The sequence below is a fragment of the Halonotius terrestris genome (assembly GCF_006861665.1).
Classification (GTDB): Archaea; Halobacteriota; Halobacteria; order Halobacteriales; family Haloferacaceae; genus Halonotius; species Halonotius terrestris.
Genome location: NZ_RKLU01000004.1, coordinates 88975 through 112191, shown reverse-complemented (window position 1 = coordinate 112191; position 23217 = coordinate 88975). Strand labels below are relative to the sequence as shown.

The window sequence follows — 23217 nt, the reverse complement described above, 5'->3', positions numbered from 1 at the left end:
CTCCGCGANCGGTTCCCCGGCGAGCCGGACCACGTCATCAACTACATGACGTTCATCGCCCAGGAGCTGCGNGAGATCATGGCCGANCTCGGCTTNACNNNCATCGAGGAGATGGTCGGCCGGCCGGAACTCCTCAGCCAGCGGGAGACCGACCACCCGAAGGCCAAACACCTCGATCTCTCGACGGTCATCGCGCCGACCGCTGGCGACCAGCGGCGGAAAACCCGCGAGCAGAAACACGCCGACATCGACGACCAACTCGATTGGGAACTCATCGAGGACGCCGAAGCCGCCCTCGAGTCCGGGCGGTCGGTCACCCTCGACAAGGAGATCGCCAACGTCGACCGCGCGGTCGGCGCGACGCTCTCCAATGAGATCTCCACGCAGTACGGCGGCGATGGCCTGCCGGACGATACGATTACCATCGACTTCGACGGGATCGCCGGCCAGAGCTTCGCGGCGTTCCTCGCCAACGGCGTGACGATGGACCTCACTGGCGCGGCCAACGACTACGTCGGCAAAGGGATGTCCGGCGGGAAACTGGTCGTCCAGACGCCCGAAAACGCGGCCTACGCCGCCGAGGACAACATCCTCATCGGCAATGTCGCGCTCTATGGAGCAACGCAGGGCGAGGCCTACATCAACGGCNTNGCNGGCGAGCGGTTCGNCGTNCGCAANTCCGGCGTNAANGCNGTCGTCGANNGCGTCGGNGACCACGGCTGTGAGTACATGACCGGCGGNGTCGTCGNCNNNCTCGGNGANACCGGCCGGAACTTCGCTGCCGGGATGTCCGGCGGCGTCGCCTACGTCTACGATCCCGACGGCGAGTTCGAATCCAAACTCAACAAGGAGATGGTGACGTTCTCCGAGAGTCTCACCGAGAAAGACGAGCGGATGTTGACGCGGATGGTCGAGAACCACGCCGAGTACACCGACAGCGACCGTGCGGCCGAACTGCTCGATGAGTGGGCTACCGAGGTCGAGAACTTCGTCCGGATCTTCCCGGAGGCCTACCGCAACTCCATCGAGAACAAGGGTGCCGACGACGTGCGCGAGGAGCGGCCGGAGCGGCCGACCGCGGCGGCCGAAGCCAGCCTCGACACCGAAGCCGTCTCAAGCGACGACTGAGCGGCTTCAGTCACTTGCTGTTTTCTTGCTGTGCGATCCGTTCTATCTTCCCCGATGAGTGCGCTCCCTTCGCCATGAGAAAAGCGGCCGTTTGGTTATAACCAACCAAGCCCTAAGGGGGCCGGCGGTCGACCACTCGGTCGAGACGCATGCAAGAGTTCGTGTTTACCGTCAGATACGAGCCGGAGAGCGATCCGATCGCGGATATCTTCATCGAGTATCCGGATGTCGTGATGACGTTGACGTCGCTGTCGGCGAGTGTGCCAAACGAGAGTATCTGGCATTTCAACCATATCACAGGCCCGGAGGAAGCGCTTGCGAAGTTGGACGATATCTTTCTCGATCCAACCCACTGCAACGAGTGTCTCGACGCGACGGTCTGTCCGTCAACCTGGAGCTACGAACTGCTGTCGAACAGTCCGACGAGCCGAACCGTCTACGCCTACGGGACCGACGGCAAGAACTGTCATTCGATTCCGATGCTCGCAACCGCCCATCTCGGTGATGGCCTGCTGTACGACGCCAAACGACAGGGCAACGAGTATCGATGGCGGCTGCTCGTGCCTGAGGACGCCCAGATCGGAAGTCTCTACGACACGCTCCGGGCGGATCTCAAAGACGGCGTCTCCCTCGATTTCGAGCATCTGACCGGGGTGACACAGTGGGCACAGAGCGGTATTTCACTGGCAGACCTCCCCTACGAACAGCGGACCATCCTCACCGAAGCTGTCGAGCGGGGCTACTACGAAACGCCGCGGGCAATCACGACACAGGAGCTTGCGACCGAACTGGATATTCCGCAGTCGACGGTGCAGTACCGGCTTTCGCGGGCTGAGGCGGCACTCGCCACCGAGTTCGCCGCGGAACTCACGCAGTGAGCCGCGTGATTGGTCATAACCAAAATAACACCTAATCCCAATCCTCCGGTATATCGAGTTGCAATGTCACACGAACTCAGCTGTGTCATCGACGGCTGCGACGCTGAAATCAGCGAAGGAAGCGAAGAGGAAGTACTGGAACGAGCTGCCGAACACGCCGAGGAAGCTCATCCGGGTCTCGAACTGGATGAGGAAACCATCGAAACGATCAAAGAACACATCCGCGAAGTCTAATCGCCAGACACGGGATCTTCCCGCGAACCACTTTTTATTTGATAGCTGACAGCTGTGAGCGGCTGGTCACTCCCCAGAGATGGCTGCCACAGTCGCAGTCGGACGCGCCGAACCACGCTACGGGCTTACAGCCCGCCTCGCGCAGGGCTGTCGCCAACGCACACTCGATGTCGCGGTCGGGATACGTTTCGACGCTCGCGAGCCGCGTTGCCGACGCACCAAGCAGGTAGTCGATATGCCAGTGTCGCACGTCGTGCTCACCGCTGGCGACGCGTCGGTGGCGATCGACACGCGAGAGGCCGCCGGTCCCGAACGCGCTGCCGACGTACGCGTAGGTGCCGTCGAACGTGATCTCACCGAGCGCGCCGACCTCGACAATGACCGGACCGTCGCACTCGACGACGAGCACGTAGCTGCCCTTTGCAGCCATCTCAGTCAGTACCGGGCGCGATGTTTTCGGGGCTATCAGCCGACGCAGCGACGTCGCTATCGCCTCGTTCCTGCAAGCGTCGGATGCGCTCGGGGATCGGCGGGTGGCTGTAGTGGAACGTCGCGTACCACGGATGCGGGAAGGGGTTGGCGAGGTTCTCGCCGGCCAGCCGGCCCAAGGCATCGATCATCGGCGCGGGGCCCATGATCTCGGCGGCGTAGTCGTCGGCCTCACGCTCGTGGGCCAGCGAAAGTTTGTTCGACAGCGGCGCGGTGAACTGCAGCAGCGGCCCGACGAGCAGCCCGGCCAACAGGAGGCCGGCATAAGTCGCCGACGCCGGAATCCCGAAGGCGGCGTACAGTGGATCGAAGCTGACCAGCCAGCCGAGGACGGCGACGACGACGGCCATCTGGACCACGCCCGCGGCGAACTGCTTCCAGATGTGGGCCTCCTTCCAGTGGGCCAACTCGTGGGCGAGGACGCTCTGGAGTTCGGGCAGGTCCATCTTTTCGACGAGTGTATCGAACAGCACGACGCGTTTGGTGCGGCCGAACCCGATGAAGTAGGCGTTGAGATGCGAGGACCGCCGGCTGGCGTCCATCGTGTAGATATCGCTCGTCGCAAAGCCAGCGCGCTCGAAGACATCTTCGACGGCCTCGCGTAACTCGCCGGCGTCAACGGGCTCGAAGTCGTTGAACAGCGGCGCGATGACGCGTGGATAGAGGATTTGCATCACCAGCGAGACGACGACGAACAGTCCCCACGCCGCCGCGGGCCACAGCGTTGGCAGCCACTCGATAAAGGCGAGGACCGCGCCGCCGAGGATCGCCACGAAAACGACCGAAAGGCCGAGTTGCACCAAGGTGTCGCGGACGAACAGCTTCGCGGTTTGGTTGTTGAACCCGAAGATCTCCTCGATGCCGAACGTCGAGACGACGCTGAACGGGATCGAAAACAGCTGTGCGGCGACCGCGAGGCCGACGAAGAAGACGATTCCCTGCAGGACGACCGACTGGCTGGTCGCAGCGAGCAGCTCGACGGCCCACGAGAGCCCGCCGGCGTACAGAACGATGAGGAGAACGCCGAGGCCGACCCACGACTGGAGTTCCGAAAACGCCGATGTCAGGCGGTGGTAGCCGCGGAGTTCATCGAGGTCGTCGACGCCGAGGGCCGTTTCGACCCACTCCTGTTCGCGGTCGAGCAGCCGGTCAGCGTGTCGCACGTTCAGCACCGACAGCAGCGTAAAAACCGCTTGCGTGCCGACGAGCAACAGGACGAAACCGACGTGGACGAGCGGATACTGCATTGGTTGTCGGTGGTAGGCGGTCGGCTCCCTAAACCTTGTCTCGTTGTCGGGGTCGTCGAAAAGCGGGTCGACTACTCGGCCGGCTCCTCAGGCTCGCCCGGTTTGCCCGGTCGGTCGACTTCCATGTCGGCGACCTCGGATTCCAGCCATTCCCGGAACCACTTGACGCGTTTGAGGCGTTTGTGGCCGATCGTTTCGGCGGTATCCGACTCGACGCGGTCGAGGTGGTCTTTCCCGCGTTCGAGCACGCGGTCGACCATCTGGGCGGCGTCCATGTGGGTGCGGGACTCATACCCCATCCGCAACAGCATGAGCGCGGTCCCGTTGGCCCCGACCTTATCGAGGATGTCGGCCTCCATCATACAGCGGGACTCCAGTGAGACCTCCGAGAGCGGCCCCTGAAAGGAGTGGTCGGCGACGGCCTGACAGACCGAGTCGATGAACGACGCCGGGTAGTCGCCGTGGCTCTCCAAGTACTCGCGGGCGACGGCCGCGCCCTCCTCGGCGTGGGTATCCTGCGGGGCGTCGAGTTTCGCCACGTCGTGGAAAAGCGCGGCGACGGTGACGATGTCGGGATCGGCTCCCTCGCCGGCGGCGATCTGCTGGCCGAGTTCCGCGACGTTTTTGATGTGGTTGAACCGGTACTCCGCGCTGTGCCAGGGGTACCAGCGCATTCGGCCGCCGTCGTCCTCGTTTTGGACGCTGGCGTCGAGATAGTCGTAGACGAACTGTTCCATCGCCGCCAACTCCTCGTCTGTAACCGCCGACTCCTTGATCTCAACCCCCATGAAGATCCCTCCAAGACGAACGCGTTCGCTGATTCATTGTTCAGTGGAAGGGCTGTTTGACTCTTAGGCGTTACGACAGGCCCGTGGTTTCCCTGACGAACTGCGAGCGGCGACGCCCCGAACAGCCCAACCCACAACCCTGGCGGCGTTTCAGTGCTGAGAATCGGAGCGATGGACTTAGACGGCGGGGGGACAACGCGGGGGTATGGAGCGCAGACAGTATCTCGGTGCGGCTGCAGCAGGGGGGGTCGTCGGCGTGGCTGGTGTGAGTGCCTACACTGTTCTTGGCTCGGGCGGCAACGACGGCCCGCCAGCGATGGTTGAAGCCGAGTTTCCACCGTATCCAAACAGTGAGACAATCGAACGGTCGGGCAGCGGGACCGGCACCAGCGAGCCCTTCGAACTCGTCAACGAGGGACCGACGATCATCGATACCAACGTCGATCACAGCTCCGACGATATCTACAACGTCGAGCTACGGTCGACCACCGATGAGACGGTCCGTGGCGTGATTCAAGCACGCGGCCCGTTCACCGGTCGGACGAACGTCCAGCCCGTCGATCCCGGCAGCTACGAGCTCTCCGTACTCAACGCATCCGGTGATTGGGAGGCGACGATATACGATCTCCCGGTCTACGAAGTCGGGACGGGCATGGAACCGCCGTTCGCGTTCGCCGACGGGCTGGATACGGTGGTCGGTCCGATCGATTTCGGCGAGCAATCGCCCGTCGAATTCGTTTTCGAGGTCGACAAGGACTCTCGGCATCGCCTCGATCTCGTCGACCGGACCGGAGCCGTCCAGGAGTCACTCGTTCAGGCCTCGACCGCCGGCTCCCGTTCCGCGCTGCGAGCGATCGGCGGCGTCGGCTATCTCGATCTCAAGAGCTTCACGACGTGGACGCTCGAAGTGATTCCACGAACCGGCGGTGTCGGCGGCAACACGACCAACGAGAGTAATTAGAGTTAACGGTCGCCGATCGGCCAATTCTCAGGCCGCGTTGATCGCCAGTAGGTTCGAGATCGTGAGAAACGCCCCGAGGACAGCGACGAACACCGGCGGGCCGTAGTAGCCGAGCCAGTCGCCCCGCTTGCGGAAGCCGAGGTTGATGCCGACCGCGATGACGAACACCGCGATTTTCAGCGCGAACAGCCCGCGAATCCCGAACTCGGAAAGGAGGAACAAGACGAGCGGGTTGCTCTCGCCGAGCCCCTGAACGAAGTAGACGGCGATGATCGTTGACACCACGTCGCCGACGCCGTAGGTCAGGACGGCGATCCCCCACAACAGCCAGAGGCTCACCGTTTGGGTGATCGTCGGCGACGCCGCTTCCGCTTCGTCCTCACTGTCGGTCTCGGCCAACGGGCGTTTCGCCAGCCGTTTACACCGCGCGACCACCAGCGGGACCGGCAGGCCGCTTTCGGTCCGTGGAACGTGAGAGGTGTACTCGTTGTCGGCGATCCGCTCGCGTTGGGTCTCGTTGGTGCCGCGCGTGATGACGACAAGCGGTTTCTCGGGATAGGCGTCGCGGATCGCCTCGTAGACGGTTGCGGCCTGTGTCTCGACACCCGAACAGTCGGCGACGAGACAGTCGACAGCGTGGATCTCAAGCGGGTTCGACTCCGGACCGACGATCGAAACCTCGCCATCGCTCATTTCGGTTTCGAGTTCCTGTTCGATCGCGGTCGCGCCGGGCTCCCAGAGGCCGATCCGGAGCGGCCGACGCTCCGATTTCTCCTCCGTCTTCTTGCCATTCTCCCCTGTTGCCTCGCCGTTTTTCGACGATGCTGTCGCTGCGGTGGGTTCATCAGGCGGTGACGCAGCATCCGGGGGCGAGCCCATTCCTACTCTCCTTGTGGGGCCGGGTGCTGTTATCGATTCGGGTGTGTCCCGGCGGCGCACTACCGACCTTGCCCGCCGCCGTTGCCGTTTTCGCTGCTCGGCCGCGGATCGTTCCCGTTGATCGTCCCGCTGCCGTCGACGGTCCCGCCGGCGAAGACGCCCCCCTCGACGGTACCGTCGACGGTCACGTCGCCGCTGGCGTTGATATCGCCTTTGACAGTGGCGTTTCTCGACAGGGTCACGTTGTTGCTCGCGTTGACCGTCCCGAAGACCGTCGAATTCGGCTTGATTTGGATGTCGCCGTCGGCGGTTACCGCGCCGACTTCGGCGTTCGTGATCGTCAGATCGTCGTCGGCGTCGATCGCTCTGCAGACGGTCGCGTTCGTGATCGTGATCGATCCCTCGCTGCCGCTTCGGGTTTGGACCTCGCCGCCGATCTGGGCCGCGATGATCTCAACGTCGCCGTCACCGACGACGCTGCCGACGACCGTCGCGGGGGTGGTCCGTTGCCCGCGGACGGTGATCGCGCCCTCGCTGTCCTCACGGGTTCGGAGGTCGCCGTCGACGTTCGAGTTGCGGCTGGTCACGTCGCTGTCGCCGACGATGCTGCCGCCGACAGTGGTGTTTTCCAGCGAGATCGTGCCCTCGCTGTCTTCGCGGGTCCGGACATCGCCGCCGACCGTCGCGTTCCGGAGCGAGATATCGCCATCGGCGATGACGTCGCCGGTGATCGTCGTGTTCCGGATATCGAGGCTGCCACCGCTACCGGCGGTCGTCGTGACGCTGCCGTCGACCTCCTCGTTCGTGAGACTGAGATCGCCGTCGCTGGTCTGCTCGCCCAGCGCGTCGTCGCCGACCGATACGGAGATATCCAGCGAAACCGGGCAGCCCTCGGGGAGCTGGCCGCGCAGATCGACCGCGACGGTGATCGTGCGCGTCGTTTCGATCCGTTCGGAGCTCCCGCTGACCGTGATCGTCAACTCGACGTTGGCGGTTCGGCTACGGTCGCTCTCGACGCGGCCACGGACGGTGAGCCGTTCGTCGTTGGCGAGCGTTTCGCCGCGCTCCAGCGGGTCGCTGATCGAGAGGATGGAACTATCCGTCGTCACCGACACCGAATCGAAGACTGCGTCCGGAAACCGGTTGTGGAGTTCCATCACGTCGACGGTCACGTCCGATTGGGTGACCTCGATCGGGCCGAACGTCTCGATGCCGAGCAAGGCGTTGTCGTCGTCGACAGCGAGATCGAACGGTCGTTGCGCGCCCACTTGGTCGAACGCGCCGGAAGCACTGATCCCCAGCAGGCCGCCGCCGCCGATCAGCGCGAGGGCTGCTCGCCGGCTGAGTCCGCCCGAGCCGCCGCGCGATTTGGGTGGCATCTCAGTTCACCCCTTCTGCGGTAAACCGGAGGTTGTCGATGCGTTCGAGATCGTCGACACCACCGCGGGTGTCGATCACGATCACGACCTCGATGACGTGGCTGTTCTGGAGCCGCACGCCGCTGCCTGACAGGAGGTTCCCGCCTCGACTGACTGCATTCCCATCGTTGTCGACGACGCGGTAGGGGAATCTGAGTTGGTCCGTCGAGATCGCCTCGCCGTCGGCGAACAGCTGGCCCGAAACGCGGACGGTCGCGCCGGGACCGCCGCCCTCGGGCCCGACGTTGGCGATGATGAACGCGACGCGGCCATTGGGATAGCCGTTCGTGTCGGTATCGCCGATCGTCGACACCGCGTTTGCGTTGACGTTCTCGGCCGCAACGCCGCGGAAGAAGCCCTCAGAAGTGCCGAGGACGAGATCGGTATCGAAGACCGTTCCGTTCCAGCGGGCCGAGCCGGAGCCGTTGACCGCGTTGCTGGAGTTGTTCGGGTCGGTGACGACCTGGACGCGCGTTGTGAGCGTCTCCGTCTCAGTGTCGCTGTCGTCGGTCTGTTCTTCTTCCGTCTGCTCTTCTTCGGGTGGCTGCTCTTCCTCCTCGGTCGGCTGTTCTTCTTCCGTCTGCTCTTCTTCGGGTGGCTGCTCTTCCTCCTCGGTCGGCTGTTCTTCTTCACTGTCGGTTTCTTCGTCGGTTGTGTCGCCGTCAGTGCTGTCGTCGCCACCATCGCCACCGCCGCCTCCACCGCCGGTACTGCCGTCGCCGGTCTGTGATTGGGTGGGGTTGAAGCTCACTGCTTGGTTCGTCCCCTCGACTTGGACCCAGTCGTCGCCGAGGCTACCATCCGAGCCGAGCGAGAACGCCCCACTGGCGACGAAGCCGCTGGCTCCGACGGCTAGCGCGCCGATCCCGATCAACATTCGTCTGCGGTTTCGTTCTACCATTGGTCTGTGTTATGTGGGTGGTCTCGCTCGATATTCGCGGTTCTATTCAGTCGATACAGCTTGGATCGTGATTTGGTACGGCTCGCCGTCCGCCGGTTCGACGTAGCCGCCGTCGGCGGTAGTGTCGATCCGGAGGTCCAGCGAGATCGATTCCCCTGGCGTGAGGACGTACCCCTCACTGACGAGGTCGGTCCGGCTCGTGTCGTTGCGTTCTTCGGCCAGCGTAAACGCGACGCCGTCGATCCCGCCGTCGAAGACGAAGCTGAGCCGAACGGATTTGTTCCCGTTGTTGGTTACGCGCATCGCGTCGAAGAACACCGTGGTGGCGTTCTCGTTGAGTGCGGCATCGCCGCCGGACCCCTCCTCGCTGATCCGGAAGTAGATGATATCGTTCTCGCCGGAGCCGCCGCTTTGGGTGCCCGCGATGATGTCGTTCGTGGCTTCGAGCCCGAGTAGTGCCGCATCGTCGCCCGTGACACCGACCTCGAAGGAGCGGTTCGCCTCGACCGAGTCGAAGGCACCGCTCCCGCCGATAACGCCCGCGCCCACGGCGAGGGTGCCGATGCCGATGATCGTGTTCCGTCGTGATAGTCCCATAGTGTGTGTAGGGGCCACAACCACTTAGTATCGTGTTGCTGGCCCAGTTCCTGCGTGATAGTTGCCCGTTGTGTACAGCCCGATTGTGCCCGGTTCGTTGTCCCCTTGCTCGAATTTGACCGTTGCGCGTTTCGTCACGTGCGGGGTGCCTACTGCGCCCGTTACAGCTCGAATACCGTCTTAGGCACTCTGCGTGACCGAGATGGTGATCGTCGCGTCCGTCGGGATGTCCTCGGCACTCGCTTCGCCAGTGAGGTCGATGACGACGTTCACGTTGACCGCTGTCCCTCCGCTAACGTTCGTTCCGTCGACGACTTCGAAGCTGACCGGTCCGAGGTCCTCCTCGATGCTGACGTCGTAGGGTCCGTTGCCACCCTGTGGCGTGATCGTCAGCGCGTTGTTGAACCGCGTGACTGCGTTTTGGTTGAGTCCACTGAAGCTGAGGCCGATGACATCCTCCCCCGAGTCTGTCAGGCCTTGCTGTTCGTTGACGACGATCTGGACGTTCGCGTCCGCATCGCCGGATGATTCGACCGATATCTCACGGTCCGCGCTCACTGATGTGAACGCGCCGGAGGCTCCGACCACGCCTGCCCCTGCCGCAACTGTCCCAAGTCCGATAAGTGCATTTCTGCGTGAAATTCCCATTGCAACTGTACTATTAGTCCCTACCTACTTTGTATGATGCTGCCTGAACCGGCGACAGGCCCTGCCTGAAATCCGGCTGGGACACCCTGATTTCGGCTCAGGCACTGCCTGAACCTACCCGCTGTCTATCGATTTTCGAAAAGCTACGGTCCCACCGCAAAATAGTGTGGGTTGGTAACACGAAAAACAAAACGCTTCTGTATGATTTCCGCCACGTTCTGCGTTCGAGATCGTTGCCGGCCAGTATGGCGAGCTTACGTCGTCCGCGTTTCAGCGATCCGGGCGAGATACTCACTGTCATCGATCTCGCCGCTCTTGAACTGCTCGGCCCACGCCGTTTCGATAACGAACGTCGCTTGGCGGAGCCCCCGGTCTTCGACGTGGACGCGGAGATCCAGTGCCAATTGCTCGACGAAGTTCACGTAGGCCTCGGCGGCCAGCCGGATGTCCTCGTCGCTGTTGCCGGTCGTCTGGACGTCGACGACGAACGCCTCGGTGGCGGCGCGCGCCGCATTCACGTCCAGTTTTTCGTCGAGTCTACCGACAAACGACTGCTGGGTCGCCGAGAGATCAGAAAATTCCCCGTCCTCTTCGCTCGCTGTCTCCGCTTCGTCGTCGCCGCCGAACCCACCGCCGCCGTCGCCGCCGAGACAGCCCGCGAGTCCGGTCGTGCCGGCAGCAACCGTTGCCATCAGGGTTCGTCGGTTCATTGGGCTCACGAGGCGATGTGTCAGCCTAAACGCTTCGGTCGGGCGGATTCGGTCAGTCACTACCCCGGCGGCTACAGCGTCGTCGCCGCCTCAAGCGTAATCGTGATCGCGCGCTCGACGTTGTTTTTCGCCTTTTCGGGCAGTTCCTCGTCTCCTTCGGCTCCCTTCTGGGTGCCTTCGACGAGGTTGCCATCGACGGTACAGATCGCGCCGGCGTTCATGCCCTTACGCCGGGCCAGCGAGAAGACGGCGGCAGCCTCCATCTCGATGGCCAGCAGATTTGCGGCCTCCCAGTCGTCGACGTAGTCCTCGCTTTCGGCGTAGAAGGCGTCATCGGAGACGATGGGGCCGACGTGAACTTCCTCGTCATTGTCCTCCGCGGCGTCGACGAGCGCGCTGAGGACGCCGTAATCCGGCGCGGCAGGGTAGACGGCCGATTCGTAGCGTTTGGTCGTCCCCTCCTCTTTGGCGGCGGCGGTGGCGACGACCATATCACCGATCTCGATGCCGGTCTGCAGCGCGCCGGTCGTTCCACAGCGGATGACGGTCTCGACGCCGACGGCGTTGAGTTCCTCGACGGCGATCGCCGCCGAGGGACAGCCGATCCCGGTCGAGCAGATCGTCAGCGACGTACCGTTGTACTCGGCGTTAACGACGGTGTACTCGCGGTTCTCCGCGACGTGTTCGACGTATTCACACTGGTCGGCGATCCGCTCGACACGCCCGGGGTCGCCGGGGATGATCGCCGTTTCGTGTACGTCCGCCGATTCCACCAAGAGATGCGGCTGTTTCGCCATATCCGGGCTTTTACAGCAGGCGGCAAAGATTTGTTCGTCCGCGCTGCCGATGGATTAAGGAGGACAGCGGTCCTGCATCCGCGTATGTACAGCGCGCGGGACCGGGTCGAAAACCAAGACTGGCTCGACCGCATCGACGACGCTGCGGCCGATCTCGACCTCGGCAAAGAAGCCCGGTCCAGCGCGGCTGACCTCTTTCTCTCGCATATCCCCGATGACGACCGCTCGAAGCGGGCAGTCGCGGCCGCCAGCCTCTATGCGGGCTCGCTCATCGCCGGGGAGGAACGCTCCCAACAGGCGGTCGCCGACGCGATGGACGTGTCGCGGCTCAGCGTCCAGTCGCGGTGGAAACCGTTGCTCGAAGACGCCGGCTTCCAGCCGCCGACGTGGTAGCCTGACGCGGCAGCGACAGGAACGATTCAGTCGCTCTGCCGGCCGGCAGCCTCCGGCGTGAGGTTGCCGTGGCGGTCGATTTCACCCTTGAGAATCCGCGTTGAGGAGATCCGCTCGCCGTCATCGGCGTCGACGTGATCGACGACTTCGATCCGGAGTTCCTCGTGGCCGTTCTCGGCGCGGATCTCGTTGATCCGTTCGGCACCGGCGACGGTTTCCGGTGAGACAACGAGGGCGTCGAACTGTGGTTCGACCGCGATCCCGGTTGGCTTGGTGAGCGTTCGGATCTCGAACTCCTGGTCGTGCTCTGTGGCCAGCGCTTCGAGTTCCGCAGTGAGATCGGCTTTCCGCTCCTCGAAAGAGCGGATCGGGCGATCGACGTCTCTGGTCTTCGGAGCCAACGAATCCGACGTAAGGCCGACGGTCACATCGCCGAGCGAGAATGCCCGCTCGAAGAGCGCGCGGTGACCGTCGTGGACGGGGTCGAAGGTGCCGCCCAGCGCGACGTTCATACGATCCGGTTGGGGACTGCAGGCTTAAACGTCCGTCCCCTTCGATCCTCAGTTGTCCTTCTCGTCGTCGCCATCGCCGTCTTCGCTCATATCGTCCTCGGCTTCTGCGTCCTCGATGTCGATCTCGACCGCGTCCTCGTCGGTTGCGTCGTCGCCAGCGTCATCACTGTCGCTTTCGTCGCCGTCGACCGTGATCGTCACCGGGCCGCAGTCGTCATCGTCGTCACCGAAGCGGTCTTCGAGATTGAACACCGTGTTGAGTTCGCGCTGGACTTGGCCGACAACGCCGCGGACGAGGTTGCTCGGCGCGATCGCCTCGTACTCGTAGGGGTTGTTACCCGCGCTGTCGCTGTCGCGCTTCTGCCGGCGGACGGTGTCTTCCTCGTGGAGGTCGGCGACCGCCTCTCGGACGGTGCTCGGATACAGCCCCGTCCCGTCGGCGATCTCGTCGCTGGTACTGTGGGGATTCTGGCGGAGATAGACGTAGATCCTGGCCCGCGTTTCGGTATCCAACAGCCACGCCAGCAGGTCGACGACGCCCTCGTCGAACTCCGAGACGGCGCGGTCGGCTTCCTCTTCGAGCCGCTGTTTGGTCTTCTGGAGTTCCTTCCGTGCGCCGCCACTGCCGCCCTCCTCAAACTCATCGTCGTCGAAGGCGTCCTCGGCGTCGAACTCGCTGGTATCGGTTTCCTCTCCTGTATCGTCGCTCGGCGTTTCGCTCATACTACCGAGTTCGGGGTTGTGGCCGCAAAAGGGTTTCTGTCGGCTCTGAAAGAACGAATCAGGGCTTACAGCAGCAGGGACTCACACAGCGCGTCCATTCCGTTCTCGTGCATTAGTCGTCGCTGCCGCTCGCTGCCGCTTTCGCGCTCGAAGATGGAGCGAAGCCCGTCGACTCCGAGTCGGTCGCACTCGCGGTCGACGAACTCGGCGAGCTCGATCGTGTCGGTGCCGTCCTGCGTGATGAAACTCGCGTCGTGGCCGTGGCGGATCGCTCGCCACTTGTTTTCATCGAGCAGTTCTCGGCGCAGGTCGTTCGCGGGCTCGTTGTCCTCGTAGCGCGCCGCGAGGTCCTCGACGAGCGCGTGGACGTACTCGACGAACGCGAGGACGACATCGGTGTCGGACTGGGCGTCAGGCGTCCGGATCTCGACGGTACCGTGGCTCGTGTGCGGCCGCACGTCGAACCAGAGTTCGCCGCGGTCGTTGATCGAGCCCTGTTCGACCATGCGCTGTTCGTAACGATCGTAGGCTTCGAAATCCTCGAAGGAGCCCGGAATCCCGGTGTTGGGGAGGTTCTCGAAAATCTTCGCCCGAGCCGATCCCAACCCGGTGTCGAACCCGTTCCAGTACGGCGAGTTCGCCGACAGAGCGAGCAGCGGCGGGAGGTACCACCGGCACTCGTTGGCGATCCAGACCGCCTTGTCGGCGTCGTCGACGCCGATGTGGATGTGGAGTCCAGATGTCGTATTGCGGTGTTGGGGGTACTGGATCCGCTCCAGTTGGGCTTTGTATCGGGGTTTGGTTGCGTGATCGAGTTCTCGCCATTTGGCGGCCGGATGCAACCCGGCGGCGGCGATCCGAAAGCCGTGGGCTTCGGCGTGGTCGGTCAGGGCCTCACGGATCGTCGCCAACGCCGAGTCGGCGTCGCTTGGGGTCTCGATGATCGGCGTCTGGGTTTCGATCGTACACTGAAACAGCTCGTGGTCGAGTCGATCTTCCAGAGGTTCCGGCGGCTCCGAATCGTAGATCAGCTCTTGGATGCCCGATACGGGGCGACCATCCTCGTTGACAATGAAAAACTCCTCTTCGATGCCGATTGTCCCCGATTGGCTGAATACGTCCGCCGAGCCTGTCTCCATCAGGCCGCCGTATGCAACGGACTCCTAAATACCTCCTGAAGCCGGCGGTATGGGCGAGGCTACTCCGAAAGGGCCGCCGTGTTGGTATCCCCGAACTGCGTCCGGAGGTGCGAGCCGATCAGCAACAGCGTTGCGAACGCGAGCACCGCGGCGAAGGCCAACACGCTGCCCGACAGCAGGCTGAGCCCGCTGCCGAGCTGTCCGGCGACGAAGTTGCCGGCCAGCACGCTCGCTACGCCGAAGACGACGACGCCACCGAGGTTGAGCGCGACGTTCGGTGCCTCGCCGGCCGTTTCGGGATCGTTCAACAGGACGAGCACGAGCGCGAGCGCGAACGGCGTCCCGACCGTGCCGACCGCCAATACGAGCACCAGCTGTCCGAGGAACGCACCGGGGATGAACGCGCCGAGGCCGCTCACGAGGGCCGTCCCGGCCAGCAGCGCGCGGTACCGTGTGTCGCTCACGTCAGTCGCCCAGCCGAGTTTGTCGGCGACGACGTACGGCGGGACGAGCGTGTTGCCGCCGAGCGTCGAGACCGCTGCCCCGAGCAGGCCGAGCAGGAAGAGCCGCTGGGCGAACGGACCAGCGATCGGTTCGAGTGCCTGGGCCGCACCGATGGCTCGCAGCCCTTGGCCGTCGACGTTGCCGAACAACGCCCCTGCCGCAACGAGGAAGATGGCGATACTGAAAATCCCGAAGGCGGCGAGCATGGAGACGCTGATATCGAAGCGTGCGAGGTCGGCGTCGCCGCGCGTCCAGCCGCGGGCCTTCACGTTGTAGGTCTGCATCGTGATGATCGTGATGTGGACCGCGCCACCGAGGATCCCGGCGGCGGCGATCGCCCCGCCGGAGGGGATCTTCGGCACGAGGCCGCCTGCAGCGGCACCCCCATCAATCGGGACGATAAACAGCGAGGCGGCGAAGGCGATCACGACTGCCGTGACGACGAGTTTCGCGCCGAGTTCGGCGATCCGGTAGCCACCGCCGGCCAGCCCGACCGCAAGGAAGATCGCCCACGCGACTGCCCAGAGTTGGGCACCGAACGGCGTCAACAGCCCCGAGACGCTGGCGACGGTCTTCATGATGATCAACTGTGCGAAGCCCGAGACGAGCACGACATCGATGACCAACAGCCACGCCCACTTCTCGCCGAGGCGGCGTTCGACCGTCTCAACGAGGCCTTCCCCGGTCGCCAACGCCAGTTTCGTTGCGAGGTACTGTGCCAGCGCGCCGAAGAGGGCCGAGATGACAACGACCCACAGTAGCGTGTACCCGAAGCTCGCGCCACCGCTGAGCAGGCTTGCCATCGACGCCGGCCCTGCGGCGATCGCGCCGGCCAGCCACGTCGGCCCCAACTCCGAGATCTTTTCGCCGAGCGATCTGTTCCCCGTCGCTGCTGAATGACTCATACCTGTCGCTACGACCCTACTAATTAAAACGTTATTACTTGGTGTTACCACTGAGAGACGACCGGCACAGCCGGTGTCACCGCTTGCGGGCGACGACCCCGAGGTGGTCGTCGTGGGACGGTTCGAGCCGCTGGCGGTCGATGATCTCGTAGGCCTCGGTTAGCTCATCACAAACCGAGTCGAAGACGGTCTCGGGGTCGGCGGTCACGTCTTCGCTGCGCGCCTTGATTGCCAACAGGAGTTGGCTGTCGTCGGCAAGGAATCGAGCGTTGTCGACAGCGACGCTCGCCTGACCGCGGGTGGCGACATCTTGGACGAGCAAGTCGAGATCGCTCTCGACGACATGGCTGTAGGTCTCTGGCTTGCGGGCATCTTTGAGCAGCGGAAAGAGGTTGTTGCGGGCCTCGGCCACGTCAAGCAGGTCGCCCATCGGTCGCGGCGCGAACTCGACGGCGTAGGTCGGCCCCGCGAAGTCGGCGACGTGGCTGACGGTCGTGCCGCTGGCCGCGCCGAGATACAGCACACCCTCATCGCCAGTGAGGTCGATATCCATTCCGCTTTCGAGCATCGCGCCGAGTTTCGAGCGGCCAGCGTCCCAACACCGCCACTCGCCGTCGGTCGGCTCGCCGTAGACCGGTTCGCCGCGTGTCGCCAGTCGGGTTCGACCGTCGAACTCGCGTCGCTGGATTCCGTCGGGGAGGTCGGTCATTGGCTCCCCTCCGTGTCGCCGTCGACGTTGCCGCCACCGTCGCCATCGTCCGCTCGCGCACGGATCGTCGCCATCCGGTCGTCGAGTTCGTCGTGGATCTCGGGCCGGAAATCGCCGCTGTAGTGGTCGATTCGGGCGGCGATCGTGAGCTTGCCGGCGAGGGCGCGGGCCGCCGAGCCGCGGTCTTCCGGGCGGGTGCCGTTGACGTACGGGTGCGTGTAGATGATCCCGTGTTTCGGTGAAGGCCCGCGGCCAGCGAGATGGGCGAACAGCGCGTCCTCCGCGCCGAGGACTTGGACGGTGCCGCTGGGTTTCTTCGCCAGCGAGTCGAGGCCGCCGGCCAGCGAGATGAGCCGCGCCGCCAACACGGAGCCGGCCATCTCCGCGAGGTTGGGCGCGACCTCGGGGGCGAGTCGCTCGATGAAGCTGCGGAGTTCGTCGGCTTCGGTTGTGAGGTCGTCGATGCGCTCGGCCAGTGAAACGATCCGCTCTTCGACTGGATCGGTCGACTCGCGGGTGGCAACATCGCGGGCTCCCTCGATGCCGCTGTCGACATCGTCGAACTGTGTGGCCGCCCACTCGTGGCATCGCTCGGCGAGTTCGTTAGCCGTCCGGGTCGCGTCGTCCATCGCGCGAACTGCGTGGAGGAGTTGCTGGTCGTCGGCTCCCTCGCGTTCGGTGACGGCCTCGCGGGCTGCCTCGATAGTCGTCTCCCGCAGTGTGGCGTAGTAGTCGTCATTGTCGGCGGCGAAGCCGACGTCGACGGCCGCGGTCGGCCAGTCGGCGGGCGCGTCGGCCGAGCCGGTTCTGATCGCCGCCCGGTGGTCGTCGTCGGCCGTGCGGCCGGCGAACCACCCCGTGTCGGTGGACTGATCGCTCATACAGGCCGTTGCTCCTCTGGGGGCCTATATCCCTCCCCTTTCGCTCGCGGCGGATGAGAGCCCTTTTTCGGGCTGCTCTCGAAGGGCGAGTATGCCGCGAGTCCCGTTTCACTACATCGATCTCCGCACCTTCTGTTATGCGACCGAGGACGAAAAGCGGGTCGAGGAGGCCCTCCGGCAGTTTCTCCCCGAGGAGTTCGAGATCGACCGCGTCGAGAACACGGGCCACCACGGCGACCGGATCGTCATCCTCTCGGCACGGGTCGAAACCGCCGACGGGATGCGGGTCGTCCTCGATCAGTTGGCCGCACTCGACGCTATCGACCGCGTACTCGAAGAACTCGACGAGCGCGTCGACGACAACTGTTCCTTTTTCCTCCGGCTCGACAAACAGGCTGCGTTCAATGGCCTCGTTCGGTTGGGCGAGGGGATCACGCTCCGGGCGAAAGTCGAGGCCTATCCGGCGAAACACGAGAAAGCGGTGGCCAACGCCCGCGAGGCGATTCAGCTGGCGGGCGAGAACGACACTGAATAGGCGACCGACGACTCTCTACTCCTCGCGCCACTTAATCGAACAGCCGCGGGAGGGTCGATCCGGGTGCTCGACGTCCTCACCGGCGAGGATCGATTCGATGGCCTCCTCGACGTAGAACTCCGTCGGCTCCGATTCCGGATCGAGCGCGTCGTCGAGGCGGCCGTGATAGGCTAACCGCCACTCGTCGTCCTCGCGGCGGAAGAGGAACGGGTCGGGCGTACAGACCGCGCCGTACTCGCGGGCGACGTTCTGGGTTTCGTCGAAAAGGTAGGCGTCGTAGTCGATTGTCCCGTTGGCGACGAGTTCGACCATGTTCTCGTAGGAGTCGTCGGGATACTCCTTGTTCGCGTTGGGGTTGATCCCGACGATTGCGGCGTCGTCGAACTCCTCGCTCAGTTCGTTGAGGTGGTCGAATTTGGCTTTCGCGTACGGACAGTGATTGCAAGTAAAGACGACGAGGAGGGCGTCGGTGTCGGCGAAGTCCTCGGGGCTGTAGTGGTCGCCGTCGGTGCCGCGGAGCGCGAAATCGGGGGCGGTGTCGCCGCGAGCGAGTTCCGAATCGGACTCTTTGAGTACCATATCGGTGCTTGCGGCGCAACGAGCAAATCGATTTCGGCTCTAGTATGTGATCGTGTTTAGACAAGCAGTTGTGAGGGACTAGCTGATGTAGAAAGCCCTCGTCGCTCTCGGCTCCCGGGACTCGCTGCGCGCTTCGTCGTTCGCTACGCTCACTCCTGCAGTGCTTGCGTCGTCCGGGTTCGCCGAGAGCGACTCGCCCTTTCAGTCCGCCAGGCCGTGGTTTGGTTGGTCGGCCGACCCACCCGCTTGCCTGCTCGTATCTGGAACTGCCTCGCGGTCGTCGCTTCAATCGACCGTGTGTCGCGGCTACCCGACCGCGGAACGCTCTTTGGCGATTCGGCTGATATCCAACCATGTCCTCCGAGGAGCCACCCGAGCTACTGTCTTGTGACCAGTGTGGCAACCTCGCGGTCGGCACCGGCTCGATCACCTGTTGTGAGACGACGATGACGCCGGCCGAACCGGTCGATGCCGTCGCTAAGCCCGACCTCGAAGCCCTCCTGCGTGACGTGTTCCAGATGTCCGATACCGAACTCGAAGTCTGCCTCTGTGTGATGGAGGGCGGCACGATGACGGTCAAGGAGTTGGCCGAACGGATCGACTACGACCGGAGCGTGATCTCCCGGCATCTCAACCATCTCGCCGAGTTGGGCGTCGTGGAAAAACAGCGGCGACTCATCGAACAGGGCGGCCACGTCTACGTCTACCAGCCGGTTCCACCGGAGACAGTCCACGAGCGGCTGACGGCCGCGTTCGTGACGTGGGTTCACGGCGCGACCGAAAAGATAGGGACGCTGCGACAGGAGAAAGTCGCTTCCATCGCAGACATCGACGACGAGCCGGCGTGGACGCTGTTCCGCGAGGATTAGATCCGGTCGGCGACGGCGGCGTAGACGCCACCGAGCACAGCACCGTAGACAGCGTGCCACAGCAGCGACGGCGGCGCGAAGTTCGGCAGCGGCGGCGAGGCCGGCGAGCCGACGGCACTCAGCCAGACCGGCATCACGAGTGCGGCCAGTACGACCCACGTGACGACGCCCCAGCCGATCCCGGCTCCGATCTGTGTCGCCGTCGAGTCCAACTCGAAGGCATCGACGATGCCGGCGAAAACGACGCCGAGCACCGCGCCATGCGAGAGGTGGACAGCGAGGCCGAGGCCGGGGTTGGCCGGCGGCGCGAGCGTGTACAGCGAGGGGATGGCGACGGCCAGCGTGGGCGTGTTCATAGCGAGGACGAGGCCGCCCATGACGATTGCACCAACGATACCACCGACGACGCCGGCTTTCCAGTTGCCACCGGTCGCCGTCGGGTGTTCTGTCTGTGTTGCGGTCGACATGCGAGTATCACTCCGGCCAGTACCTCATTAACAACGGCGTGGCCGTTCGTGGCCGACCCGCAACCACGCAAGGTATTTATTGGAGTGAGCGGGTCTGGTTTCGATTCTGTCCGGAGGTGATCTACTGCCGGCTATATATGTTCATTAGTTATTTTCTAAGTAGAAAGTATTATTATAGGGAATCCTTTACTCCCAGATACAATGAGTGCCACTGTCGCTGCACCCACACAGGAATCGGCTGATCGCTGGGACCCCGTCCGCGAACTACCACCGAGTGCGAAGCTCGTCGCTAAGGAGCTGGATCGCCACGATACCCTCACACAGAGTCAACTCGCTGAGGTCACGTTGTTGTCGACGCGAACGGTTCGACAAGCCGTGAGCCGGCTCGAAGAAGTCGGAGCTGTCGAGTCTCGCGTCTCGTTCAGAGACGCCAGAAAACAACTCTACACGCTGACGCTGTAGAAGTCACCCAGACAGCGACCCGACCGCGCTATTCGCCGCGCAGTTCGTTCATGTGGTCGATCCGCTGGTGGACGAGATCGGCTTTCCCGATGTCGTGGCGGATGTGGAAGCCTTCGCCCGCAGCCNNGCCAGCGCGTCCTCGGCGATCTCCTCGGCGGCGGCAATGCTGTCGGCGAGGCCAACGACCGCGAACGAACGGGAAGTCGTCGTGTACAGCCCGTCCTCGCGGGCGTCGACGCTGGCGTAGAACAGCAGCCCGTCGCCGACTGTCTCCTCGTCGACCTCGATTTTCGAGCCCGCGTCCGGATCACTCGGGTAGCCGTCGGGAACGGCGTACTTGCAGACTGTTGCTTGGCCCGCAAACTCCAACTCCGGTAGGTCGTCGCCGTCGCGGGCGGCGGTCAGCACGTCGAGGAAGGGCGTGTCGAGGATCGGCAGCGTGTTCATCGCCTCGGGGTCGCCGAACCGGGCGTTGAACTCAACGACTTTCGGGCCCTCGGTGGTTAGCATGAACTGGCCGTAGAGCACGCCCTTGTAGTCGGGCATCGCTGCGACGGTCTGTTCCATGATATCGACGGCGGCTTCGTAGTCGCCGTCGTTCATGAACGGCAGTTGGAAGCCCGTGTCGCTGTAGCTGCCCATGCCGCCGGTGTTCGGTCCTTCGTCGCCCTCGTAAGCGCGTTTGTGGTCCTGGACGGCCGGCGTCGTTCGCAGGTCGCCGTCGGCGACGAACGCCTGAATCGTGAACTCCTCGCCGATCAGCCGCTCTTCGAGAACGACGCTCTCGTAGTCGGACTCCTGCAGGTAGGCTTTGGCCTCCTCACTGGTCACCTGATCGCCGATGACCTTCACACCTTTTCCCCCGGTCAGCCCGACTGGTTTGACAGCGAGATCGCCGTCGTAGTCGTCGATGAAATCACAGGCTGCGTCCATGTCGTCGAACGTCTCGAAGACCGGACAGCCGGGGATGTCGTTGTCCTGCATGAACTCCCGCTGGAACNCCTTGTCCGTCTCGATGCGNGCCTCNNCNGCCTGTGGNCCGAAGGTGTAGACCCCCGCCGCGTCGAGTTCGTCGGCGACGCCGGCCTGCAAGCCGGCTTCCGGGCCGACGATAGCGAGGCTTGCGTCGATCTCTTCGGCGTACTCGCGGATCGCTTCGGCGTCGGTGCCGTCGATCTGTTCGAACCCATCGGCGAGTTCGGCGATGCCGGGGTTACGGTTGCCGGCAACAGCGTACAGCGAACAGTCAGGAGCCAACGCGCGGGCGATCGCGTGTTCGCGGCCGCCACCGCCGACTAACAGCACGGTTTCGCTCATACCCGAGAAAGACCGCGGGCCGCGTGTAAGTGTTACTTTGTCCGCTCAGCAGTCAGCAAACAGTCGCTGTCAGCTACTTCTCGAAGGGGTTGTCGAGAACGACCGTCTCGTCGCGGCCGGGACCGATGCCGACCGCGTAGATCGGCGCGCCGACCTCATCGCTGATGTAGTCGAGATACGCGCGGGCATTGGCCGGGATCGCGTCGTAGCCCTCATCAGCGACCGCACTCCAGTCGACCTCGTCCCACGGCTCGAAGGTTTTCAGCACCGGCTCACACTCACCCCAGCGTTCGGTCGTCGCTGGCATCGTGAGCAGTTCCTCGCCGTTCAGGTCGTAGGCGTGGCCGACGTTGATCTCCTCAAGGCCAGCAAGTACGTCGATGTGATTGACCGCAATGCCAGTGAAGCCGTTGGCGCGGGCAGCATGCCGCAGCATCGGCATGTCGAGCCAACCAATGCGTCGCGGCCGACCGGTGACAGTACCGAACTCGCCGCCTTTCTCGCGGATGAAGTCAGCGAGTTCCTCCTCGCTGGCAGTCCCATCGAGTTCCGTCGGGAGCGGGCCGGTGCCGACTCGGGAGAGGTAGGCTTTGACGATGCCGACGACTTCGCCCTGTCCGACGACCGTCGGGGCAACGCCGGTGCCGACGGCCGCACCGCCGGCGGTCGGATTCGAGGAGGTGACGTAGGGATAGATCCCGTGGTCGATGTCGATGGACGTGCCCTGCGCACCTTCGAAGAGGAGTTCCTCGCCGCCGTCGTGTTTGTCGCTAAGGAACTCGCCGGCGTTGACGGTCATCGATTCGGTTTCGAGTCGCTGGCCGTACTCTCGATAGGTTTCAAACAGGTGGTCAACGTCGAACGCGTCGGCGTGCTCGGAGTTTTCGATATCGAGCCCGTAGATTTCCTCGGCGAGGGCTCGCTTCTGCGGCACCGCGTATTCGAGGCGGTCCCGCAGCACGTCGGGGTCGAGGAGGTCGCCGATCCGAATCCCACGGCGGCCCGCTTTGTCCTCGTAGGTCGGGCCGATGCCGCGACCGGTGGTGCCGGCGGCGAGATCGGAGTCGCTTTTGACCTCCTCTTCGATGCCGTCGAGAACACGGTGATAGGGGAGGATGACGTGTGCTCGGCGGGCGATCCGCACGTCGGGATCGAGTCCTTGCTCACGGAGGGTATCGAGTTCGTCGAACAGCGTCTCGGGATTGACGACACAGCCGTTGCCCAACACGCCGACCTTCCCGCGGATCGCACCGCTGGGGACCAAGGAGAGCTTGTACTCCGTCCCATCTTGGACGACGGTGTGGCCAGCATTGTCGCCGCCCTGATACCGGACGACGACGTCGGCGTCGCCGCCCCAGATGTCGACGAGCGCGCCCTTGCCCTCGTCGCCCAACTGGGACCCGACGATAGTTACGGTCATAACGACTGTCGGTTTACTACCGGCCGGTAAACCGATTACGGTCCACCGTTCGGCGACCCCGTGTTTCGGCTGTGCACCCGCGCAGATGCCCGAGAACCGAAGTGTTAACTACTCTCACGACAACCGT

At 63.8% G+C, this 23217-nt stretch carries 26 protein-coding genes and 2 pseudogenes (1 of these 28 only partly in view); 8 read left to right on the top strand and 20 right to left on the bottom strand.

Annotation, left to right across the window (positions count from 1 at the left end):
* The 3 genes and pseudogenes from gltB to EGH24_RS10125 form a co-directional block, all read left to right on the top strand.
* Positions 1-1128, top strand: a pseudogene (gene gltB, locus EGH24_RS10135) (glutamate synthase large subunit); it begins 3420 nt to the left of the window's first position.
* 149 nt (positions 1129-1277) lie between these two features.
* A complete protein-coding gene (locus EGH24_RS10130) occupies positions 1278-2006 on the top strand; it encodes a helix-turn-helix domain-containing protein (RefSeq protein ID WP_142980031.1) in 729 nt (242 codons plus the stop codon).
* Positions 2007-2069: 63 nt separating this feature from the next.
* The gene (locus EGH24_RS10125; protein ID WP_142980030.1) at positions 2070-2240 is read left to right on the top strand and encodes a DUF1059 domain-containing protein; all 171 of its coding nucleotides are present in this window, start codon (positions 2070-2072) and stop codon (positions 2238-2240) included.
* Positions 2241-2274: 34 nt separating this feature from the next.
* Here the strand turns inward: EGH24_RS10125 and EGH24_RS10120 are convergent, their stop codons facing one another.
* The 3 genes from EGH24_RS10120 to EGH24_RS10110 form a co-directional block, all read right to left on the bottom strand.
* Positions 2275-2670: a GIY-YIG nuclease family protein gene (locus EGH24_RS10120; RefSeq protein ID WP_142980029.1), complete on the bottom strand. Its 396-nt coding sequence runs from the start codon at positions 2668-2670 to the stop codon at positions 2275-2277.
* A gap of 1 nt (position 2671) precedes the next feature.
* Positions 2672-3976: a M48 family metallopeptidase gene (locus tag EGH24_RS10115; protein ID WP_142980028.1), complete on the bottom strand. Its 1305-nt coding sequence runs from the start codon at positions 3974-3976 to the stop codon at positions 2672-2674.
* Between the two features lie 71 nt (positions 3977-4047).
* Complete coding sequence (locus EGH24_RS10110) at positions 4048-4764, bottom strand: HD domain-containing protein (RefSeq protein ID WP_142980027.1); 717 nt, start codon at positions 4762-4764, stop codon at positions 4048-4050.
* Positions 4765-4969: 205 nt separating this feature from the next.
* Here EGH24_RS10110 and EGH24_RS10105 point away from each other — a divergent pair, with 205 nt between their 5' ends.
* A complete protein-coding gene (locus tag EGH24_RS10105; protein ID WP_142980026.1) occupies positions 4970-5725 on the top strand; it encodes a hypothetical protein in 756 nt (251 codons plus the stop codon).
* A gap of 27 nt (positions 5726-5752) precedes the next feature.
* Here the strand turns inward: EGH24_RS10105 and EGH24_RS10100 are convergent, their stop codons facing one another.
* The 7 genes from EGH24_RS10100 to EGH24_RS10070 form a co-directional block, all read right to left on the bottom strand.
* The gene (locus EGH24_RS10100; protein ID WP_142980025.1) at positions 5753-6604 is read right to left on the bottom strand and encodes a hypothetical protein; all 852 of its coding nucleotides are present in this window, start codon (positions 6602-6604) and stop codon (positions 5753-5755) included.
* A gap of 59 nt (positions 6605-6663) precedes the next feature.
* Entirely contained in the window at positions 6664-7983 is a 1320-nt protein-coding gene (locus tag EGH24_RS10095) for a polymer-forming cytoskeletal protein (protein ID WP_142980024.1), read from the bottom strand.
* A 1-nt stretch (position 7984) separates the two neighbouring features.
* Complete coding sequence (locus tag EGH24_RS15380; protein ID WP_185903298.1) at positions 7985-8923, bottom strand: hypothetical protein; 939 nt, start codon at positions 8921-8923, stop codon at positions 7985-7987.
* Positions 8924-8965: 42 nt separating this feature from the next.
* Positions 8966-9520 carry a hypothetical protein gene (locus tag EGH24_RS10085; protein WP_142980023.1) on the bottom strand — a complete coding sequence of 185 codons (555 nt, stop codon included), beginning with the start codon at positions 9518-9520 and terminating at the stop codon, positions 8966-8968.
* A gap of 180 nt (positions 9521-9700) precedes the next feature.
* The gene (locus EGH24_RS10080; protein WP_185903297.1) at positions 9701-10108 is read right to left on the bottom strand and encodes a hypothetical protein; all 408 of its coding nucleotides are present in this window, start codon (positions 10106-10108) and stop codon (positions 9701-9703) included.
* A 314-nt stretch (positions 10109-10422) separates the two neighbouring features.
* Complete coding sequence (locus EGH24_RS10075; RefSeq protein WP_142980021.1) at positions 10423-10878, bottom strand: hypothetical protein; 456 nt, start codon at positions 10876-10878, stop codon at positions 10423-10425.
* 71 nt (positions 10879-10949) lie between these two features.
* Positions 10950-11675, bottom strand: coding sequence for a nucleoside phosphorylase (locus EGH24_RS10070; RefSeq protein ID WP_142980020.1), 726 nt, complete (start codon positions 11673-11675; stop codon positions 10950-10952).
* Positions 11676-11759: 84 nt separating this feature from the next.
* Between EGH24_RS10070 and EGH24_RS10065 the strand changes: the two genes are divergently transcribed.
* Positions 11760-12068, top strand: a complete 309-nt coding sequence (locus EGH24_RS10065) for a transcription initiation factor IIB family protein (RefSeq protein ID WP_142980019.1) — start codon at positions 11760-11762, stop codon at positions 12066-12068.
* A gap of 26 nt (positions 12069-12094) precedes the next feature.
* Here EGH24_RS10065 and EGH24_RS10060 read toward each other — a convergent pair whose 3' ends face one another.
* From EGH24_RS10060 to EGH24_RS10035, 6 genes are all read right to left on the bottom strand, one after another.
* Positions 12095-12580 (bottom strand): phosphopantetheine adenylyltransferase, encoded by a 486-nt coding sequence (locus EGH24_RS10060; RefSeq protein ID WP_142980018.1) that lies wholly within the window; start codon positions 12578-12580, stop codon positions 12095-12097.
* A gap of 48 nt (positions 12581-12628) precedes the next feature.
* Positions 12629-13303 (bottom strand): winged helix-turn-helix domain-containing protein, encoded by a 675-nt coding sequence (locus tag EGH24_RS10055; RefSeq protein ID WP_142980017.1) that lies wholly within the window; start codon positions 13301-13303, stop codon positions 12629-12631.
* Between the two features lie 65 nt (positions 13304-13368).
* A complete protein-coding gene (locus EGH24_RS10050; RefSeq protein ID WP_142980016.1) occupies positions 13369-14442 on the bottom strand; it encodes a glutamate--cysteine ligase in 1074 nt (357 codons plus the stop codon).
* 59 nt (positions 14443-14501) lie between these two features.
* On the bottom strand, positions 14502-15851 hold the full coding sequence (locus tag EGH24_RS10045; RefSeq protein WP_142980015.1) for an NRAMP family divalent metal transporter: 1350 nt from the start codon (positions 15849-15851) through the stop codon (positions 14502-14504).
* Between the two features lie 76 nt (positions 15852-15927).
* The gene (locus tag EGH24_RS10040) at positions 15928-16560 is read right to left on the bottom strand and encodes a fibrillarin-like rRNA/tRNA 2'-O-methyltransferase (RefSeq protein WP_142980014.1); all 633 of its coding nucleotides are present in this window, start codon (positions 16558-16560) and stop codon (positions 15928-15930) included.
* Complete coding sequence (locus EGH24_RS10035) at positions 16557-17441, bottom strand: NOP5/NOP56 family protein (RefSeq protein WP_142980013.1); 885 nt, start codon at positions 17439-17441, stop codon at positions 16557-16559. Before EGH24_RS10035 ends, EGH24_RS10040 begins: the two co-directional genes overlap by 4 nt.
* Positions 17442-17532: 91 nt before the next feature.
* Here EGH24_RS10035 and EGH24_RS10030 point away from each other — a divergent pair, with 91 nt between their 5' ends.
* The gene (locus tag EGH24_RS10030; protein ID WP_142980012.1) at positions 17533-17976 is read left to right on the top strand and encodes an RNA-binding protein; all 444 of its coding nucleotides are present in this window, start codon (positions 17533-17535) and stop codon (positions 17974-17976) included.
* Positions 17977-17991: 15 nt separating this feature from the next.
* Here the strand turns inward: EGH24_RS10030 and EGH24_RS10025 are convergent, their stop codons facing one another.
* Positions 17992-18555, bottom strand: coding sequence for a thioredoxin family protein (locus tag EGH24_RS10025; RefSeq protein ID WP_142980011.1), 564 nt, complete (start codon positions 18553-18555; stop codon positions 17992-17994).
* 353 nt (positions 18556-18908) lie between these two features.
* On the opposite strand from EGH24_RS10025, the gene EGH24_RS10020 reads away from it, so the two are divergent.
* Positions 18909-19424: a helix-turn-helix domain-containing protein gene (locus tag EGH24_RS10020; protein WP_142980010.1), complete on the top strand. Its 516-nt coding sequence runs from the start codon at positions 18909-18911 to the stop codon at positions 19422-19424.
* Here EGH24_RS10020 and EGH24_RS10015 read toward each other — a convergent pair.
* Complete coding sequence (locus tag EGH24_RS10015) at positions 19421-19891, bottom strand: DUF6789 family protein (protein ID WP_142980009.1); 471 nt, start codon at positions 19889-19891, stop codon at positions 19421-19423. The two genes, EGH24_RS10020 and EGH24_RS10015, sit on opposite strands and share 4 nt — an antisense overlap.
* 201 nt (positions 19892-20092) lie before the next feature.
* On the opposite strand from EGH24_RS10015, the gene EGH24_RS10010 reads away from it, so the two are divergent.
* On the top strand, positions 20093-20353 hold the full coding sequence (locus EGH24_RS10010; RefSeq protein WP_142980008.1) for a MarR family transcriptional regulator: 261 nt from the start codon (positions 20093-20095) through the stop codon (positions 20351-20353).
* Between the two features lie 28 nt (positions 20354-20381).
* On the opposite strand, the pseudogene purD reads toward EGH24_RS10010, so the two are convergent.
* Together purD and EGH24_RS10000 are read right to left on the bottom strand one after the other, a co-directional pair.
* Positions 20382-21670, bottom strand: a pseudogene (gene purD / locus EGH24_RS10005) (phosphoribosylamine--glycine ligase).
* 73 nt (positions 21671-21743) lie between these two features.
* Positions 21744-23090: an adenylosuccinate synthase gene (locus tag EGH24_RS10000; protein ID WP_142980007.1), complete on the bottom strand. Its 1347-nt coding sequence runs from the start codon at positions 23088-23090 to the stop codon at positions 21744-21746.
* Positions 23091-23217: the final 127 nt, after the last annotated feature.